The sequence below is a fragment of the Rubrivirga sp. S365 genome (assembly GCF_032248475.1).
Taxonomy (GTDB): domain Bacteria; phylum Bacteroidota; class Rhodothermia; order Rhodothermales; family Rubricoccaceae; genus Rubrivirga; species Rubrivirga litoralis.
On record NZ_JAVTTN010000001.1, the window covers coordinates 2659379 to 2675591 of the forward strand.

The 16213-nt window shown below is 74.2% G+C and carries 18 protein-coding genes, 1 pseudogene and 1 riboswitch; of the genes and pseudogenes, 14 read left to right on the forward strand and 5 right to left on the reverse strand.

Features of this window, described 5'->3' with window-relative positions; all coding sequences use genetic code 11:
* The first annotated feature begins 155 nt into the window (after positions 1–155).
* The 4 genes and pseudogenes from RQM47_RS11660 (at position 156) to RQM47_RS11670 (ending at position 2280) form a co-directional block, all read left to right on the forward strand.
* Positions 156–293: a hypothetical protein gene (locus tag RQM47_RS11660; protein WP_314009068.1), complete on the forward strand. Its 138-nt coding sequence runs from the start codon at positions 156–158 to the stop codon at positions 291–293.
* 23 nt (positions 294–316) lie between these two features.
* Positions 317–517, forward strand: a pseudogene (locus tag RQM47_RS17460) (tryptophan-rich sensory protein); the annotation flags it as partial.
* Positions 518–641: 124 nt separating this feature from the next.
* Positions 642–1379, forward strand: coding sequence for a YoaK family protein (locus tag RQM47_RS11665; RefSeq protein ID WP_314009069.1), 738 nt, complete (start codon positions 642–644; stop codon positions 1377–1379).
* 169 nt (positions 1380–1548) lie between these two features.
* Positions 1549–2280: a DUF981 family protein gene (locus tag RQM47_RS11670; protein WP_314009071.1), complete on the forward strand. Its 732-nt coding sequence runs from the start codon at positions 1549–1551 to the stop codon at positions 2278–2280.
* A gap of 117 nt (positions 2281–2397) precedes the next feature.
* Here the strand turns inward: RQM47_RS11670 and RQM47_RS11675 are convergent, their stop codons facing one another.
* Positions 2398–2580 (reverse strand): hypothetical protein, encoded by a 183-nt coding sequence (locus RQM47_RS11675; RefSeq protein ID WP_314009073.1) that lies wholly within the window; start codon positions 2578–2580, stop codon positions 2398–2400.
* Positions 2581–2816: 236 nt separating this feature from the next.
* Entirely contained in the window at positions 2817–3416 is a 600-nt protein-coding gene (locus tag RQM47_RS11680; RefSeq protein WP_314009075.1) for a hypothetical protein, read from the reverse strand.
* Between the two features lie 87 nt (positions 3417–3503).
* Between RQM47_RS11680 and RQM47_RS11685 the strand changes: the two genes are divergently transcribed.
* The 3 genes from RQM47_RS11685 to RQM47_RS11695 all read left to right on the forward strand — a co-directional run bounded on the left by RQM47_RS11685 (position 3504) and on the right by RQM47_RS11695 (position 7105).
* Positions 3504–4025 (forward strand): TrmH family RNA methyltransferase, encoded by a 522-nt coding sequence (locus RQM47_RS11685; RefSeq protein ID WP_314009077.1) that lies wholly within the window; start codon positions 3504–3506, stop codon positions 4023–4025.
* 63 nt (positions 4026–4088) lie between these two features.
* Positions 4089–4186, forward strand: a riboswitch (TPP riboswitch).
* A 58-nt stretch (positions 4187–4244) separates the two neighbouring features.
* Complete coding sequence (thiC, locus tag RQM47_RS11690; protein WP_314009079.1) at positions 4245–6161, forward strand: phosphomethylpyrimidine synthase ThiC; 1917 nt, start codon at positions 4245–4247, stop codon at positions 6159–6161.
* Positions 6162–6289: 128 nt separating this feature from the next.
* On the forward strand, positions 6290–7105 hold the full coding sequence (locus RQM47_RS11695) for a neutral zinc metallopeptidase (RefSeq protein ID WP_314009081.1): 816 nt from the start codon (positions 6290–6292) through the stop codon (positions 7103–7105).
* Positions 7106–7138: 33 nt separating this feature from the next.
* On the opposite strand, the gene RQM47_RS11700 is transcribed toward RQM47_RS11695, so the two are convergent.
* Positions 7139–7849 carry a 4'-phosphopantetheinyl transferase family protein gene (locus RQM47_RS11700; protein WP_314009083.1) on the reverse strand — a complete coding sequence of 237 codons (711 nt, stop codon included), beginning with the start codon at positions 7847–7849 and terminating at the stop codon, positions 7139–7141.
* A gap of 173 nt (positions 7850–8022) precedes the next feature.
* Here RQM47_RS11700 and RQM47_RS11705 point away from each other — a divergent pair, with 173 nt between their 5' ends.
* The 4 genes from RQM47_RS11705 to RQM47_RS11720 are packed head-to-tail and all read left to right on the forward strand — an operon-like array spanning position 8023 to position 11851.
* Entirely contained in the window at positions 8023–9615 is a 1593-nt protein-coding gene (locus RQM47_RS11705) for an acyl-CoA dehydrogenase family protein (RefSeq protein ID WP_314009085.1), read from the forward strand.
* Positions 9612–10163, forward strand: a complete 552-nt coding sequence (locus RQM47_RS11710; protein ID WP_314009087.1) for a DinB family protein — start codon at positions 9612–9614, stop codon at positions 10161–10163. The genes RQM47_RS11705 and RQM47_RS11710 overlap by 4 nt, the downstream gene beginning before the upstream one ends.
* A 50-nt stretch (positions 10164–10213) precedes the next feature.
* Positions 10214–10411, forward strand: coding sequence for a hypothetical protein (locus RQM47_RS11715; RefSeq protein ID WP_314009089.1), 198 nt, complete (start codon positions 10214–10216; stop codon positions 10409–10411).
* A 60-nt stretch (positions 10412–10471) separates the two neighbouring features.
* Entirely contained in the window at positions 10472–11851 is a 1380-nt protein-coding gene (locus RQM47_RS11720; protein WP_314009091.1) for an alpha/beta hydrolase family protein, read from the forward strand.
* Positions 11852–11957: 106 nt separating this feature from the next.
* Here RQM47_RS11720 and RQM47_RS11725 read toward each other — a convergent pair whose 3' ends face one another.
* Positions 11958–12212 carry a hypothetical protein gene (locus RQM47_RS11725; protein WP_314009093.1) on the reverse strand — a complete coding sequence of 85 codons (255 nt, stop codon included), beginning with the start codon at positions 12210–12212 and terminating at the stop codon, positions 11958–11960.
* Complete coding sequence (locus RQM47_RS11730) at positions 12209–12406, reverse strand: hypothetical protein (RefSeq protein WP_314009095.1); 198 nt, start codon at positions 12404–12406, stop codon at positions 12209–12211. Before RQM47_RS11730 ends, RQM47_RS11725 begins: the two co-directional genes overlap by 4 nt.
* 291 nt (positions 12407–12697) lie before the next feature.
* On the opposite strand from RQM47_RS11730, the gene RQM47_RS11735 reads away from it, so the two are divergent.
* The 3 genes from RQM47_RS11735 (at position 12698) to RQM47_RS11745 (ending at position 16145) form a co-directional block, all read left to right on the forward strand.
* Entirely contained in the window at positions 12698–14170 is a 1473-nt protein-coding gene (locus RQM47_RS11735) for a TIGR01777 family oxidoreductase (protein ID WP_314009097.1), read from the forward strand.
* 98 nt (positions 14171–14268) lie between these two features.
* Positions 14269–14895 carry a hypothetical protein gene (locus RQM47_RS11740; protein WP_314009099.1) on the forward strand — a complete coding sequence of 209 codons (627 nt, stop codon included), beginning with the start codon at positions 14269–14271 and terminating at the stop codon, positions 14893–14895.
* A complete protein-coding gene (locus tag RQM47_RS11745; protein WP_314009101.1) occupies positions 14892–16145 on the forward strand; it encodes an NAD(P)/FAD-dependent oxidoreductase in 1254 nt (417 codons plus the stop codon). The genes RQM47_RS11740 and RQM47_RS11745 overlap by 4 nt, the downstream gene beginning before the upstream one ends.
* The last annotated feature ends 68 nt before the right edge of the window (positions 16146–16213 follow it).

Consider the following 16213-nt stretch of genomic DNA (forward strand, 5'->3'; position numbering starts at 1 on the left):
CTGCCCGAAGGTCCCTGTCGCTCGTGTTGTTTCCTCGTCCGTTATCGTGGGCGGGGCGGCGATCCACCCCGCCCCATCGGGAGGGCGGGGCGGGCCACGACGGAGCGATCACCGACGGCCCCGCCGCGCCCCGTTTTCTCACGCCCCTCTTTCCCATGTCCTCCAAACGCTACCGCTGGTGGCAGGCCGCCGCCGTCGGCCTCCTCGCCAACGCCCCGACCGCGCTCGGCCTCACCGGGCAGAACTCGAAGCCGTTCTACCAGGACCTCGACCCTGGACGCTCAACAACGTGACCACGCTCTGGAGCAACCTCCGCGTGGCGAACGCGCCCGAGGGGACGCCCGGGCGCCGGGCCTACCTCGCGCTCGAAGGCGTCGGGTGGGGGCTCTTCGCCGCCTTTACGCCGGCCTTTTTCGGCCTCCGCAGCCCGGTCCTCGGCGCCGTCGACTCGGTCGCCTTTTTCGGGACGACGCTGGCCAGCACGGCGCTCGCCACCCAGATCGACAAAAAGGCGGCGCTCGCCCTGCTCCCGCGCCTGGCGTGGACCGGCTTCGCGAGCTACCTCGCCCTCGGCGTCACCCGCCGCAACGACGACCCGCTGTTCGACGGCCGAGCGCCACGAGCCGCCCCGCGCCCGCCCCGTGACCACCCCGCCCGCCGCCCCGCTCCCCGCGCGGCAGATCCGGTTCCGCCGGCTCCTCCTGCTCGCACTCAGCGCCGTCGCGGGCTACGTCGACGTGCTGAGCTACACGCAGTTCGACCGCGTGTTCGTCGCCAACATGACCGGCAACACGGTCCTGCTCGGCATCTCGCTCGTCGACGGCGACCGGGGGGCGCTGCTTCAGCACGCCCTCGCGATCGTCGGCTTCATGGGCGGGGCGGCCTTCGGGACGTGGGTCGGGCACGGGCGGGACACGCGGAGCGGGCTCCGCCGCGGGCTGACCGTCGAGATCGTCCTCCTCGTGGTGGTGGCGGCCGGCTGGACCCTCAGCGGCGACGCCACGCCGGGACCCGCCGTGCGCGAGGGGCTCATCGCCGCGGCCTCGGCGGCGATGGGCGTCCAAAGCGCGGCGGCCCGGCGGATCGACGTGCTGGGGATCTCGACGACCTACCTCACGGGCATGCTCACGCGCCTCTCGACGCTCGCCTTCGACCGTGCCGTGGGCGAGGCGCCGCCTCGGGAGCCAGTGCCGCGCTGGACGCCGCCGCCAGACGCCGTGCTCCTCGCGGCCACGTGGGGCGTCTACGTGGGCGGGGCGGCGGCGGCGGCGGCCGTGCTCCTCGTGACGAAGTCGTGGGCCGTGGTCGTCCCCATTGCCGTCCTGCTGGCGATGGTGGTCCGGTGGCCGGCGTGGCGGCGGCCGGCCGCCGCCGGGTAGCGCCCGCCCCGCCCTCGCCTGCCCCGAGACTGAGGAGCTGGGCGGGGCGGCCGCAGCACCGTTTGTCCTCCCCAGAGTACGTTTACGACCCTCTTCTCGCGCGGGACGCCCCCGCCCCCTCACGACGCGCGGGCCGGGTGGCCTCGACCTCCCCGCCCTCTCCTTCTCCATGCTCCTCTCCCTACTCCTCCAAAGCGGCGACTCCGGCGGCCTCACGATCGACTGGACGCAGATGCCGACCTACAACACGATCATGGCTGTGGCGACGGGCGCCGGCCTGATCCTCGTCGTCCGCGCCGGCCGCCTGCTCCGCTCGACGCTCCCCGAGCGGGCGCTCGAAGGCTACGCGATGGCGTTCGCCGTGCTCGGCACGATCCTCACGGCCACGGGCCTCCACATGACGCTCACGTGGCCGCTCGCCAGGTACTTCCCGTTCGACAACATCGTCTTCGGCGAGCCCAGCCTCGCGTTCGGCGTGCTCCTGCTGTGGGTCGCGTTCTACGCGTGGACGCGCGGGCCGCGGCTGCTCGCTGAGGCGGACCCCGGCGCGGCGTTTACCGAGGTGCTCCGGCCGGTCTCGGTGTTCGTGTTCGGGATGGGGCTGGGCCTGTTCGGGATCGCGGCGGCCGGCGTGGGCTACCAGTTGTTCGCCGCCCCGCCCGAGGAGCCCATCGCGGGCTGGTTCGCGTCGTACCCCTGGATCGAGGCCACGTTCATCTCAGGCCTGTACGCGCTCGTCGGGCTAGGCGCCGTCCTGCTGCCGTGGTCGTTCCGCGAGGGCGTCCGCCGCGTGGTCGGGACGGCGTGGACCGTCGCGGGCGTCGTGTTCCTCCTGTTCGGGGCACTCAACTTCTTCACGCACATCGGCCTCATCGTGAACACGATGCCCGACGCGCCGTGACGCGCGGGGGCGGGGCGGCGAATCTGGCGTCGGGGTCAGACAAACGAGAGCCCCGCGCCTCGGGGAGGCGCGGGGCTCGGCCGGCGGGGACCGCCGGGATGCGGGTGCTCGGGTGAGCTACTCGCAGACGCCGCCCGGGACGGGGTTCGGCGAGACGCAGGCGTCGAGCGAGCCGGTGCTCGTCCCGATCTGGGCGCCCATGTCGAGGATCGAGTCGGTCTGGGTCGACATCTGGTCCGCCGCGGTGAGCGTGCGGACGTCGCCGATGACCGAAAGGGCGGGGCGGGTGTAGGTCTTCATTGTAGCAGTTGGTATGTGAGCAAAAAGCCGTCTCCCCAGCGCGCCAGGGCAACGAGCGGAGAGTGTACCAGCAGAGTACGAAGACGCCGCCCTGGCAGCCGTAGGGGGATCGCTTTGGCCTCTCCGTTTCTCTCCTCACTCCCCGGTGCTCTTTTGGCGCACATATCCGCACGCGCCGCCCCAGTCGACTAGGGGAATCCCTGGGACCGCAAACGTGCTCTGCTCCGGCGCGTGCCCTACCGCCCCGCCCCGCCCACCGGGAAGTCGATCGAGATGGTGCCGGGGTAGCGGATGGGGCCGACCGGCGTCGACACCGTCGGCCGCGCTTCGAGGCGGACCGTCTGGCGCCGCGTGTCCGCGCCGGCCAGGTTGCGGACGAGCGTGGTGAGGTCGCCCACGTTGCGCCCGAAAAAGCGGACGAGGTCGAGCTCCATCTCGATGGGCAAGTCGGCCACCCCGCCCGGCGGGACGAGGCGGTCGTCGTTGTAGACGCCCGAGACGGTCTCGGTGCCGTCGAGGAACAGGGTCCAGTCGAGCGACACGAGCTGGGCCGCGGCCGGGTTGTCGGCCGGGTTCTCCGCGCCCACGTGGAGCGTGAACCGGAGCGGCACCTCGCCGCGCGCGGCGGCCGTTCCCAACCGCGCGAGGTCGGCCGGGCCGAGGTCGCCGCCCCGGGCGATCCGGTCGAGGTCGACGCCGGCGACGAGCCCGTTCGACACGCGGTCGAGGTCGAACTGCACCTGGCGGAGCGCGGCGAGCTGCTGGATCGTCGTGCAGCCCGGCGCGACGAGGAGCGCGGCGAGGAGGGCGACGAAGAACGGGACCGTTCGAGACATGGGCGGGGCGGGGCGAGTGGGGAGCGCGCATACTACCGAGCGACAACCGTGCCGGTCTGCACGCCCGCCCCGCCCCGCCCCGCCGCCGTGGCCCTGCTCCCCCACCCCCTCGTCGTCGTCGTCCACGACGTGCGCTCGGCGTACAACGTCGGCGCCGTGTTCCGCACGGCCGACTCAGCGGGCCTCGCCCGCGTCGTCCTCACCGGGTACACGCCGACGCCCGCGCACCGCGGCGTGGCCAAGACGGCGCTGGGCGCCGAGGGCGCCGTGCCGTGGGAGCGCTACGACACGGCCGAGGACGCGTTCGCCGCGCTCCGCGCCGAGGGCTTCGCCGTCGCCGCCCTCGAACGGACGCCAGAGGCCGTGGCGCCGGGCGACGTGCCGGCCTCGGCGTTCCCGCTCGCGCTGGTCCTGGGCAACGAGAAAACGGGCGTGCCGCGCTACGTGCTGGACGCGGCCGACCTCGTCGTCGGGCTCCCGCAGTACGGCGCGAAGGCGTCGCTGAACGTGGCCGTCGCGTTCGGGGCCGCGGCCTACCGGCTCGTCGAGCGGTACCAAGAGGTCGGGCGCGGCGAAGGCGGACCGCCCGAGAGGGCCGCCTCCCGTTGACCGAGCGGGCGGGGCGTGCGTAGCCCCTTGCCAGGCGGGCGGGGCGGCGTACCTTGACGGCCGAAGCCAGGGGTGCCGCCCCGCTCCCGCCGCGCGCGGGCCGGGCGGCTGAGACAGACCCTCCGCACCTGATCCGGTTCGCACCGGCGTAGGGAGAGCTTCCGGTCGTGCCCGGCGGCACCCCCGGCTTCCAGACCCCCTCACCTCTGGACCGCCGCCATGGACCTCGCCACCCCGCCCGCCGCCTCGGCCCGCCGCGCCGCCGACGCCGCCACCCACGCCCGCATCGGGGAGCTCTCGGACGAGGTCCGACGCCCGCTCCCCGGCTCGCGCAAGGTCTACGTCGAGGGCTCCCGCCCCGACCTCCGCGTGCCGATGCGGCTCGTCGCGCAGGCGGACACGCCGGCCAGCTTCGGCGTCGAGGAGAACCCCGCGTTCCCGGTGTACGACGCTTCCGGGCCGTACACCGACCCCGACGTCCCGATCGACCTCCGGCGCGGCCTCCCGAGCGTGCGGGGCGCGTGGGTCGAGGAGCGCGGCGACACGGAGCGGCTCGGGGACCCGTCGAGCGCGTTCGGCCGCGAGCGGGCCGCCGACGCCGCGACGGCTCACCTCCGGTTCGAGCACGTCCGCCCGCCCCGCCGCGCCCGGGCGGGGCGGACGGTGACGCAGCTCCACTACGCCCGGCGGGGCGAGGTCACGCCCGAGATGGAGTTCGTGGCCATCCGCGAAGGCCAGCGGCTCGGCGCCCTCCGCGAGTCCCACCCCGCCCTGTTCCAGCAGCACGCCGGCCACGCCTTCGGCGCCGCCATCCCGCGCGAGATCACGCCCGAGTGGGTCCGCGACGAGGTCGCCCGCGGCCGGGCCATTATCCCGGCCAACGTGAACCACCCGGAGCTCGAGCCGATGGCGATCGGCCGGAACTTCCTCGTGAAGATCAACGCCAACATGGGCAACTCGGCCGTCACGTCGAGTATCGCCGAGGAGGTGGACAAGCTGACGTGGGCCATCCGGTGGGGGGCCGATACGGTCATGGACCTCTCGACCGGGAAGCACATCCACGAGACGCGCGAGTGGATCCTCCGGAACAGCCCGGTCCCGATCGGGACGGTCCCCATCTACCAAGCCCTCGAGAAGGTCGGCGGCACGCCCGAGGACCTCACGTGGGACCTGTTCCGCGACACGCTCGTCGAGCAGGCCGAGCAGGGCGTGGACTACGTCACGATCCACGCCGGCGTCCTCCTCCGGTTCGTCCCGCTGACGGCGGGGCGGCGGACGGGGATCGTCTCGCGGGGCGGCTCGATCATGGCCAAGTGGTGCCTCGCCCACCACCGCGAAAGCTTCCTCTACACGCACTGGGACGAGATCTGCGAGATCTGCGCGGCCTACGACGTCTCGTTCTCCATCGGGGACGGGCTCCGGCCGGGCTCGATCGAGGACGCCAACGACGACGCCCAGTTCGCCGAGCTCTACGTGCAGGGCGAGCTGACGAAGCGGGCGTGGGCGCACGACGTCCAGGTCATGAACGAGGGGCCGGGCCACGTCCCGATGCACCTGATCCAGGAGAACATGCAGAAGCAGCTCGACTGGTGCGGGGAGGCCCCGTTCTACACCTTGGGGCCGCTGACGACCGACATCGCCCCGGGCTACGACCACATCACGTCGGGGATCGGCGCCGCCATGATCGGGTGGTTCGGGTGCGCCATGCTGTGCTACGTGACGCCGAAGGAGCACCTCGGGCTGCCAGACCGCGACGACGTCCGCGAGGGGGTCATCACGTACAAGATCGCGGCGCACGCGGCCGACCTCGCCAAGGGCCACCCGGGCGCGCAGGCCCGCGACAACGCGCTCTCGAAGGCCCGGTTCGAGTTCCGCTGGCAGGACCAGTTCAACCTGGGCCTCGACCCGGAGCGGGCCTGCGCCTTCCACGACGAGACGCTCCCGAAGGACTCGGCAAAGGTGGCCCACTTCTGCTCGATGTGCGGGCCGAAGTTCTGCTCGATGAAGATCACCCAGGACGTCCGCGACTACGCGGCCGCGCACGGGGTCGATGTCGAGGCGGCCATCCCCGAGGGGATGCGCGAGAAGGCCGGGGAGTTCGCGGCCGGCGGCGGCACGCTCTACCCCCGCGCCTGACCACCCCGCCCGCGGCGTGTGCGGGCGGGGCGGCCCGGGCGGGGTGGGACAACCCCAGGCGGGACGTCCCGGACGGGGCGGCGCTCGCGCTAAGTTTCCGCCCCCCTTCCACCCGCCCCGCCCCGCCCATGCTCATCAAACCCGGCCGTTCGAGCGGCAACCTCATCGACCGCCGCGGGGGGCGGGGCGGGCGCGGCGGGCGGGTCGGCCTCGGGCTGGGCGGCCTCGGGCTGGGCGGCCTGGTGGTGGTCCTCATCGCGGCCTTTTTCGGGCTCCCCGTCGACCAGTTCCTCGGCGGGGGCGGGGCGGCGACGGGGCCGGTCGAGACGACGCCGAGCGCGCCGCAGGACGAGGCCTCGCAGGTCGTCGACGCCGTGCTCGCCTCGACCGAGGACGTCTGGGGCGCCCTCTATCGCCAGACCGGCGACGTCTACCCCGAGCCCAACCTCGTCCTCTACGAGGGCGCCACGCCGACCGGGTGCGGCTACGGGCAGGCGGCGACGGGGCCGTTCTACTGCCCGTCCGACCAGACGGTGTACCTCGACCTCTCGTTTTTCCGCCAGCTCGCGGCGCTCGGCGCGCGGGGCGACTTCCCGCTCGCCTACGTCATCGCCCACGAGATCGGCCACCACGTCCAGAACGTCGAGGGGCTCCTGGGCCGGTCGCGCTCGAACGCCATGTCGGTCCAGACCGAGCTCCAGGCCGACTGCCTCGCCGGCGTCTGGGCACACTACGCCCAGGACGAGGGCGGGGCGGTCCAGCTCGACGACGCCGACATTGAGGAGGGCATCTCGGCCGCCGCCGCCGTCGGCGACGACCGCCTCCAGGAGCGGGCCGGCGGCGTCGTCCGGCCCGAGTCGTTCACGCACGGCTCGTCGCGCCAGCGCGCCGAGGCGTTCCTGGCCGGCTACCAGGGCGGCGACTACGCCGTGTGCTTCCGGTAGTCTACCACGCCAGCCACCGCCCCGCCCGCGGCGTCACGCGGGAGGCGCCGCCCCGCCCTCGGCCCACGCCACGACCAGCCACAGGCCGCCGACGCGGCCGTAACGGAGCCGCCACGGCCCGGACGCCTCGGCCCAGGCCCGCGCCGCCCCGCTCGCGGCAGCCGGGGCGGGGCGGTCCAGCGTCAGGCGGACCGACCGGGCGCCGGCGCGCAGCCCCGTCCGCTGCCCCTTGAGGACGGCCTCCTTCATCGACCACAAGAGCGTCTGCGCCTCGTCGGTCGGGCCGCCCAGGGCGTCGAGAGCGCCCAGCTCGTCGTCGCGGAGCATGCGCCGCCACAGGGCGGGGTGGCGCGGGGCCACCGCCTCGACGTCGACGCCGACCGGGCGGTCGGCGAGGGCCGCCGCGCCGACCGCCGCCCCGCCCCGCCCGGCGTGGGCGATGGACACGAACGCGGGCGGGGCGGGCGGGACGCCGTCGTGCGGGAGGTCGAGGCGCGAGAGGTCGAGGCGCGGGGCGCCGTCCGGGCCGACGACGAGCGGGACGTCGGGCGGGGCGCAGCCCAGGCGGCCGGCGGCGAGCCTGCGCAGGGCCTCGCGGCCGAGCGCGAAGCGGAGCCGGCGGTCGGCGCTCCCGAACGCGGTGGCCCGCGCGCGCTCGGCGGCCGAGAGCGCGTCGGGGTCCGCCCCGCCCCCGGCGAGGGCGACCTCGACGCCGGATGGGAGGCCGTGCCGGAACGTTTTCAACCCTGACTGAAAGTTATTCGCACGGGCGGGACCGTCTGGAGCAGGAAGAGAGTACGGAGCCACTGGGGAAGTCCACTACACGGCCCGACGGGGAAACCGCTGTCGGACTGGTACCGACGGACTACGGCTCCCCGTTCCTCCCCCGCTATCTTCCGCTCCTCCACACCCCCGCTATGAGCGACTTGCCCGTGCCGCCCCTCGCGCCCCCGATGGACTCCTCCGGAGACGGAGCCGACGTGGCCCCCGGCGCCCTCGGCCGTGTCCGCGAGTCGTTCGCCGACTTTCTCGCGGCCTACCGCGAGCGGCTCGACCACCTGTTCGAGGTCCGCGTCGACGCCGGCCGCATGAACCTCCAGCGCGGGCTGCCCCCGTTCGTCGTCCAGCGGTTCCGCGACGTCGACCCGCTCTCGGTCTACGTGCCCGAGGCGTACGGCGGGCGGGGCGGCTCGATCGCCCACAGCATGACGGTGCTCGAGGAGACGAGCTACCACTCGCTTGCGCTGTCCCTCGTCGTCGGGATCAACGGCGGCCTGTTCCTCCAGCCCGTCGCGAAGTACGGGTCCGAGGAGGCCAAACGTCGCGTGCTCCCGGCCTACATCCAGGGCCGGCGGATGGGCGGGCTCATGATCACCGAGCCGGATTACGGGTCCGAGGCGCTCCGCATGGAGACGTCGTGGACGCAGGACGAGAGCGGGACCTACCACGTCGAGGGCACCAAGCACTGGGCCGGGCTGACGGGCTGGGCCGACTACTGGCTCCTCACGGCCCGCGGCCGGACGTCGTCGGGCGAGCTCCGCCGCGACGTCGACTTCTTCATTGCCGACAGCACGTGCCCGCGCCAGCACGTCGAGGTCGAAGAAGTGTACCCGAACGTCGGGCTCAAGATGATCCCGTACGGCCTCAACCGGGTCAACGTGGACCTCCCCGCGTCCTCGCGGCTCGAGCCCCAGACGACCGGCATCAAGATGATGCTCGACATCCTGCACCGGAGCCGGCTCCAGATCCCCGGCATGGGCATGGGTTACCTCCGGCGGCTCTACGACGAGGCCCTCGACCACTGCCGCGAGCGGTTCGTCGGCGGCCGGTCGCTCGTCGACTACGACCAAGTCAAGGGACGGCTGGCCCGGCTCCAGTCGTTCGTGACGGGGACGGCCGCCATGTGCCTCTCGACGTCCGAGGTGGCCGGCGTCGAGCGCAACCTGTTTTCCGAGAGCCTCCGCGCGAACGCCTTTAAGACGGTCGTGACGGACTGGATGCAGGAGGCGGCCCAGTCGTTCCTCCAGCTCGCCGGCGCCCAGGGCTACCGCGAGGACCACCTGGCGGGGCGGTCGATCGTGGACTCGCGGCCGTACCAGATCTTCGAGGGCTCCAACGACATCCTCTACCAGCAGGTCACAGAGTCGGTCGTGAAGGCGATGCGCCGGCTCAAGCAGGCCAACCTGGGCGCCTACCTCCGCACCGAGCCGCTGACGGCGCGGGCCGCTGAGACGCTGGGCGACGCGCTGTCGTTCGACGTCGACTGGGCGATGCCGCAGCGGAAGCTCGTCGAGCTGGGCCGGGCCATCAGCCGGCTCGTGACCATGGAGATGACGATCGAGCTCGGCGAGCGCGGCTACTCGGCCGAGCTCGTCCACAACATGCTCGACGAGACGCGGGCCGAGATCCGGGGCCTCCTCGAAACGTACCGGCGGGGCGGCCTGACGGCGCTCGTCGAGGAGCCGTCGACGGCCGACTGGCTCCACCGCGTCCGCCCCGCCACCTCGTGAGCGGGGCGGGCGGGGCCGCCTGGGCGGGGCGGCCCGCGGACGCCGAGCTCGCCCCGTTCTACCGGCGCTACGTCGCGCTCGTCCCCAACGGGGACCTGCTGGAGACGCTGGCGGCGCAGGGCGCCGAGACGGCCGCGTGGCTCCGGTCGCTCCGCCCCGCCCTCGCCGGCTGGGCCTACGCGCGGGGCAAGTGGACCGCCGCCCAGGTGGTCGCGCACGTGATCGACACCGAGCGGATCTTCGGCGCCCGTGCGCTCCACCTCGGGCGGGGCGACCCGGCGCCGCTGCCGGGCTACGACCAGGACGCGTACGTCGCGGCGCTCGGCCCCGAACGCCGGTCGCTGGCCGACCTCGCCGGCGAGCTCGAACGCCTCCGCGCGACGACCGTCGACCTGCTCGGGTCCATCCCCCACCCCGCCCTCGACGCCGTGGGCACGGTGTCGGGCGGACCAATGAGCGCGCGCGGGGCCGCCTACGTGATCGCGGGACACGAGCGGCACCACGTCCAGATCCTCCGCGAGCGGTACGCCGCGGGCGGGGCGGCGTAACCCGGCGGGGCGGGGCGGCGTAGGGGCGGGTCCCGCTGCCCCTGCACGCCATGAGCGCCGACGCCTTCAAGCGACTTCTGATCTTGTCCACGGGGGCGGCCTACCTCGCGAGCGTTCCGTGGGCCTACCGCGACGCCGAGCGGCGGGGCAGAAGTGGGCCGCTCGTGGCGCTGGGGGTCGGCCTGGTCTCGTGGCCGTTCGGGCTGCTGGCGTGGCTGTTTGGCCGCCCCGCCCGGAGGTCCGGCTAGCTTTGGCGCCTCGGGCGGGGTGGCCTCGCTCGGGAGACGTTTTTCACCCGCCCCGCCCCGATGCTCCGCTTGCTGCTCCCGCTCGCCGCCCTCGTCGCCGCGTCCGCCGCCGCCCAGTCGCCCGTCGTCGGGGACTGGACGGGCGAGATCGAAGGCGCCGGGTTGACGGTCACGTTCCACGTCGCCGAAGCGGACGGCGGCCTCTCGTCCACGTTCGACGTGCCAGCCCAGGGCGCCCTCGGCGTGCCGACGGGCGAGACCACGTTCCGCGGCGACACGCTCACGATCACGGTCCCGCTCGTCGGCGGCCGGTACCAAGGCACGCTCGTGGGCAGGGCGGTCGCGGGCACGTGGAGCCAGGGCGGGGCGAGCCTCCCGCTCACGCTCACGCGCGCCGAGGGCGGGGCGGCCGCCCCGCCCGAGCGGTCCGACACGCCGCGGCCGCCGTTCCCGTACCGCGACGAGGACGTGTCGGTCGCGTCGGTCGACGGCGTGACGCTGGCGGGGACGCTCACGGTGCCGGATGGCCCGGGACCGTTCCCGGGCGTCGTCCTCGTGTCGGGCTCGGGGCCGCAGGACCGGGACGCGGACGTGATGGGGCACCGCCTGTTCTTGGTCCTGGCTGACCACCTCGCCCGGCGCGGGATCGCCGTCCTCCGCTACGACGAGCGGGGCGTGGGCGCCTCGACGGGCGACTTCGGCGCGGCGACGACGTCCGACTTCGCGCTCGACGCGCAGGCCGCGGCGGAGCACCTGGCGGGGCGGCCCGAGGTGTCGAGCGTGGGCGTCGTGGGGCACTCCGAGGGCGGCCTCGTCGCCCCACTCGTCGCGAACGCCCCGGACGCCGTCGACTTCGTGGTCCTTCTCGCGGGTCCGGCCGTGCCCGGGCGCGACATCCTGCGGTACCAGCTCTCGCGCGGCCTGGGCGGGGCGGGCGTTTCCGACGCCGGCCGAGCGGCGTACGGCGCGGCCCTGGACCGGCTGCTCGACGAGGTCTCGACGGGCAGTCCAGCCGACGCCGCCGAGCGCGCGGCGGACGCGTTCCGCGACGAGACGGCGGGGCTCGGCCCGGCGGACCGCGAGGCGCTGGGCCTCGACGCCGCCCCGGCCGTCCCGCTGGCGGCAGGGCTCGCCGGCCCGTGGGAGCGGTACTTCATCGCATACGACCCGGTGCCGGCGCTCCGGGCGCTCCGCGTGCCCGCCCTCGCCGTGTTCGGCGGGCTCGACCGACAGGTCCGCGCCGACGACAACGTGCCGGCCATGCGCGCCGCGCTCGCGGACGCGCCCGCGGGCTCCGACGTCGTGGTCTTCGAGGGCCTCAACCACCTGTTCCAGCCGACCGAGACGGGCGACCCGGCGGAGTACGGCCGGATCGACTCGTCGTACGCGCCGGCCGTGATGGAGGCGGTCGCGGACTGGATCACGGCGCGGGCGCCGTAGGCCGCCCCGCCCGAGGCGCCGTCTCCGCCCTGCTCAGGCAGAATCGCCGCCGGCTCCTTGGCTCCGCCCGGTACCCGTGGCGGGCTCTTCGGCCGCGGCACCCGCGCTATCCGATCAAGCGGTCGTACTGGTCGTGCGGGCCGATCCAGAACCAAACAAACCCTTCGGCTCGGTGGCGGGCAACGGCGCGGTGCCCTCGACCGACGCGCACCGACCAAAAGGCTCCGACCTTCTTCAACCGCAGCGAAGGGTGACGCGGGTTCGCGTTGAGCAGCGCGAAGTTCTTGTCGGCCACGCTCCGCACCTCGTCGGAGAGCGCCCGGTAGGCTGACCAAAAAGACGGCGTGGCGAAATGCTTCAAAGAGCCGTCGCTCGACCGGCCTCGAAGTCTTCGTCAGCTTGGCGGCCGAGCGCTTCGAGGCGCCCCGCTGCGACATCCGCCTCGAACTGACGGTCCCACTCGTCAGCCTGGTACTCCTCGAACCACTTGGCGAAGCGCGCCAACTCCTCGGGGTCGAGTTGCGCAACGGCGGCTTCGAGTTCCTGGACGCTCATGGTGGGCTCTGGAGTGGGAATGTGGAGAACCAACGTCTCACACGATCACCGTGTTATCAAGGTGGTAAGCCCAGAAGGTATGCAGACGGCGGTAGAAACAGCCCGCGCCGCCCGTACCCAGAGCGCAGCGACCGCCGCCCCAGCAGGCTGCCGCCCACCCCGCCCGCGCCTTCTCCACCCCGCCCTTGACGCTGTGGTTCTGCCGTGGGCGGGGTGGTCGGGCTGGGCAGTCCCTCCTCCCTCCCGCGGGCGGGGCGGAACCCACGACGGCCACCTCGCGGTTCGCGCCTCATGCCCGAGTTCGTCGCCCGCCTCCGCGTCCCCGCCCCCGCGTCGCTCCTGTTCGACTGGCACGAGCGGCCGGGCGCGTTCGAGCGGCTCACCCCGCCCTGGCAGCCCGTCGCGCTGGAGCACGCCGACGGCATCCGGCCGGGCGACCGCGCCGTGATCCGCCTGGGCTACGGGCCGGCGTCGATCCGGTGGACCGCCGAGCACCGGGCCTACTCCGACGCCTGCCGCCGCGGCGACGGCGCGTGCCAGTTTACCGACATCCAGACGAGCGGCCCGTTCGCCGCGTGGCGCCACACGCACTGGATGATCGAGCAGGGGCCGGACGCCTCGCTCCTCGAAGATGACGTGGCGTACACGCTCCCGCTCGCCCCGCTCTCGTCGGCCGTGGCGGGGTGGGTGGCGCGCAGCCAGATCGAGCGGATGTTCGCCTACCGCCACCGCGTCACGCGCGAGGACGTGACGCGCCACGCGCAGGCCATTGGGGGGGGGGTGGAGTCGATGACGGTTGCAATAACGGGTTCATCGGGGCTGATCGGGTCCGCCCTCGCCGCCTTCCTCACCGGCGGCGGCCACAAGGTCGTCCGCCTCGTGCGCGACCGCGCCGAGGCCGCGCGCGACTGGGGGCCGCAGCAGAAGGCGGTTTACTGGAACGTCGCGGACGGCGAGATCGACCAGGCCGCGCTCGCCGAGGCAGCGCCGGACGCCGTCGTGCACCTGGCCGGCGAGCCGGTCTTCGGGCTCGCCTACACGACCGAGAAAAAGCGGGCCGTCTGGGAGAGCCGAACGAAGGGCACGCAGCTCCTGAGCCGCGCGCTCGCCGCGCTCCCCACCCCGCCCCGCGTGCTCGTCTCCGCGAGCGCGAGCGGGATTTACGGCGACCGCGGCGCCGAGCCGCTCACCGAAGCCTCCGACCTGGGCGACGGGTTTTTGGCCGACGTGTGCCGCGCGTGGGAGGCGTCGACCGCCGAGGCCGAGGCCGCCGGCATCCGCGTGACGCACGCCCGCGTCGGGCTCGTGCTGTCGCCGGCCGGTGGGCTGCTCGGCCCGCTCCTCCCCGCCACGCTCGCCGGCCTGGGCGGGTGGCCCGGCGACGGGACGGCCTACTGGCCCTGGATTGCTCTGGACGACGTGGTCTACGCCCTCGCCTGGCTCCTCCGCCCCGACGCTCCGGGAGAAACCGCCGGGGCGGTCAACCTGTCGGCGCCGGAGCCGGCGCAGGCGCGGGCGTTTATGAAGACGCTCGGGGCGACCGTCCGCCGCCCCGTCGTGCTCCGCGCGCCCAGCCGGCTCGTCCGCGCGCTGGGCGGGGAGGCCGCCGAAGAACTCGCGCTCAAGAGCGCCCGTATGCTCCCCGAGCGCCTGCTCGCGTCGGGCTTCCGGTTCGCGTACCCGGCGCTCGCCAGCGCCCTCGGCCACGAGCTCGGCCACGCGCCGCCGCCGGAGGAGCCCGCCGCCCCGCCCGAATTGGCCTAGATGCGGGTACGGAGCACGCGGTACCGGGCACGACCCGGAGCCCACGTCGCCGCCCCCGTACCTCGTACCCTGTACCGCGTACCTCGTCCCACCCCGCCATGACCCGCCTCCTCCTGCTGGCCGCCCTTTTGGCCGCCCCGCTCGCGCACGCGCAGACGTCCGACGGCGACCCCGCCCTCGCCGAGACTGCCGCGCTGCTCCGCGACGACTTCGACCACCTGACGCGGATGACGGCCACCGCCGCGCTCCTCCACGAAGCGGACGGCGTGTTTCCGGCGACCGCCTTCGACCTCTTGGGCAGCCGCTCCGCGGAGCGGACCGGGCTCCGCACGACGCCGCTCTCGGCCCTCGACCTGGAGCAGCTCGGCGAGACCCTCCGGCTCGTCTACGTCCCGCTCCCCCAGGACCCGTACGTCCCCGAGGACCACGTGATCACGCTGACCGTCGTGCCCGACGGGGCGGGGCGGTACCGCGGCGAGTACGAGGTCGTTCGCCGCGAGAACCCGGACCAGGGCGGGGCGGCGATCCCGTACGACGTCGCCGGGCAGTACCGGGTCGAGCGCGCGTTCGGGACGCTCTGCGTCGAGACGGCGCTCGTCGAGCCCATGCTGGCCGCGGGCGCGTTCGTGCCCGATCCGGCCGCGCTCAGCACGACGCCGCTCACGCTCCGCGTCCACCCGCCGGGCGAGGACGAGCCGGTGTTCTACGAGACGACGACGCGATGACCGACGTCGTGATCGTCGGGGCCGGGCTCGCCGGCCTCGCGTGCGCCCGGGAGTTGGTCCGGCAGGGCGTCGAGTGCGTGGTCCTGGACGCCGCCGACGCCGTCGGTGGGCGCGTGCGGACGGACCATGTTGACGGGTTCCAGATCGACCGCGGCTTCCAGGTCCACCTGACGGCCTACCCCGAGGCGCAGCGCGTGCTGGACCACGACGCGCTCGACCTGCGCCCGTTCGAGCCCGGCGCGCTCGTGTGGCGGGGCGGCGCCTTCGAGCGCGTGGGCGACCCGCTGCGGCGCCCGCTCCAGGCCGCCCCCACGCTGCTGGCCGACGTCGGTTCGGTCGCCGACAAGCTCCGCGTGCTCCGCCTCCGGCAGTCCGTCACGCGGGGCGGGGTGGACAGTCTGTGGCGGCGGCCGGAGGTGACGACCGAGCGCGCGCTCCGCGACCGCTATGGGTTCTCGGAGCGCATGGTCGACCGCTTTTTCCGCCCGTTCCTGGGCGGCGTCTTCCTCGACGGCTCGCTCGCCGAGTCCAGCCGGTCGTTCGAGTTCTACTTCCGCATGTTCTCGACGGGCGCTGCGGCCGTCCCGGCCGCCGGCATGCAGGCGATCCCGGAGCAGCTGGCGGCTGGGCTCCCCGCCGGCACGGTCCGCCTGGACACGCCCGTCGCCGCCGTCCGCGAGGGGGCCGTGGAGACCGAGGGCGGGGAGGCGCTCGCGTGCCGCGCCGTCGTCGTGGCGACGGACGCCTCGGCGGCGGCCGCGCTCGTGCCCGGCCTCAGCGAGCCTGGCTGGAAGGGGACGCTCCAGCTCGCGTGGGCGGCCCCCGCCCCGCCCCGCGACGAGGCCGTGCTGATGCTGGACGGCGAGGGCGCCGGGCCGGTCAACAACGTCCAGGTCATGAGCGCCGTCGCGCCGACGTACGCGCCGGGCGGGCAGGCGCTCGTCACGGCCAGCATCTTGGGCGAGGCCCCGGCGGCCCGCGCCGCCCCCGACGCGGCCGCCCGCGCCCAGCTCCGCGGCTGGTTCGGCGACGAGGTCGACGCCTGGCGGCTCCTGGCGGTCACGGCCGTGCCGCACGCGCTCCCGCGGCTGCGCTCGCTCGCCCCGCCCGAGCGCCCCGCCCGCGTCTCCGACGGCCTCTACGTGACGGGCGACTGGCGCCGGAACGGCTCGATCAATGGAGCGCTCGTCGCCGGCCGCCACGCGGCGGAGGCGGTCGCGCAGGACGTGGGGGCGGGGCGGAACGGGTAGAGCAGGTAGAGCAAGATCGACCGCCCCGCCCTCCTCGGCCGCCTGAGCGGGGTGGAACAAATCGGGCG

Bases quoted from the DNA above. Each gene is read 5' to 3' on its own strand.
- RQM47_RS11660 (WP_314009068.1), top strand. From the start codon at position 156: ATGTCCTCCAAACGCTACCGCTGGTGGCAGGCCGCCGCCGTCGGCCTC.
- RQM47_RS11670 (WP_314009071.1), top strand. From the start codon at position 1,549: ATGCTCCTCTCCCTACTCCTCCAAAGCGGCGACTCCGGCGGCCTCACG.
- RQM47_RS11675 (WP_314009073.1), bottom strand. From the start codon at position 2,580: ATGAAGACCTACACCCGCCCCGCCCTTTCGGTCATCGGCGACGTCCGC.
- RQM47_RS11680 (WP_314009075.1), bottom strand. From the start codon at position 3,416: ATGTCTCGAACGGTCCCGTTCTTCGTCGCCCTCCTCGCCGCGCTCCTC.
- thiC (WP_314009079.1), top strand. From the start codon at position 4,245: ATGGACCTCGCCACCCCGCCCGCCGCCTCGGCCCGCCGCGCCGCCGAC.
- RQM47_RS11695 (WP_314009081.1), top strand. From the start codon at position 6,290: ATGCTCATCAAACCCGGCCGTTCGAGCGGCAACCTCATCGACCGCCGC.
- RQM47_RS11705 (WP_314009085.1), top strand. From the start codon at position 8,023: ATGAGCGACTTGCCCGTGCCGCCCCTCGCGCCCCCGATGGACTCCTCC.
- RQM47_RS11715 (WP_314009089.1), top strand. From the start codon at position 10,214: ATGAGCGCCGACGCCTTCAAGCGACTTCTGATCTTGTCCACGGGGGCG.
- RQM47_RS11720 (WP_314009091.1), top strand. From the start codon at position 10,472: ATGCTCCGCTTGCTGCTCCCGCTCGCCGCCCTCGTCGCCGCGTCCGCC.
- RQM47_RS11730 (WP_314009095.1), bottom strand. From the start codon at position 12,406: ATGAGCGTCCAGGAACTCGAAGCCGCCGTTGCGCAACTCGACCCCGAG.
- RQM47_RS11735 (WP_314009097.1), top strand. From the start codon at position 12,698: ATGCCCGAGTTCGTCGCCCGCCTCCGCGTCCCCGCCCCCGCGTCGCTC.
- RQM47_RS11740 (WP_314009099.1), top strand. From the start codon at position 14,269: ATGACCCGCCTCCTCCTGCTGGCCGCCCTTTTGGCCGCCCCGCTCGCG.
- RQM47_RS11745 (WP_314009101.1), top strand. From the start codon at position 14,892: ATGACCGACGTCGTGATCGTCGGGGCCGGGCTCGCCGGCCTCGCGTGC.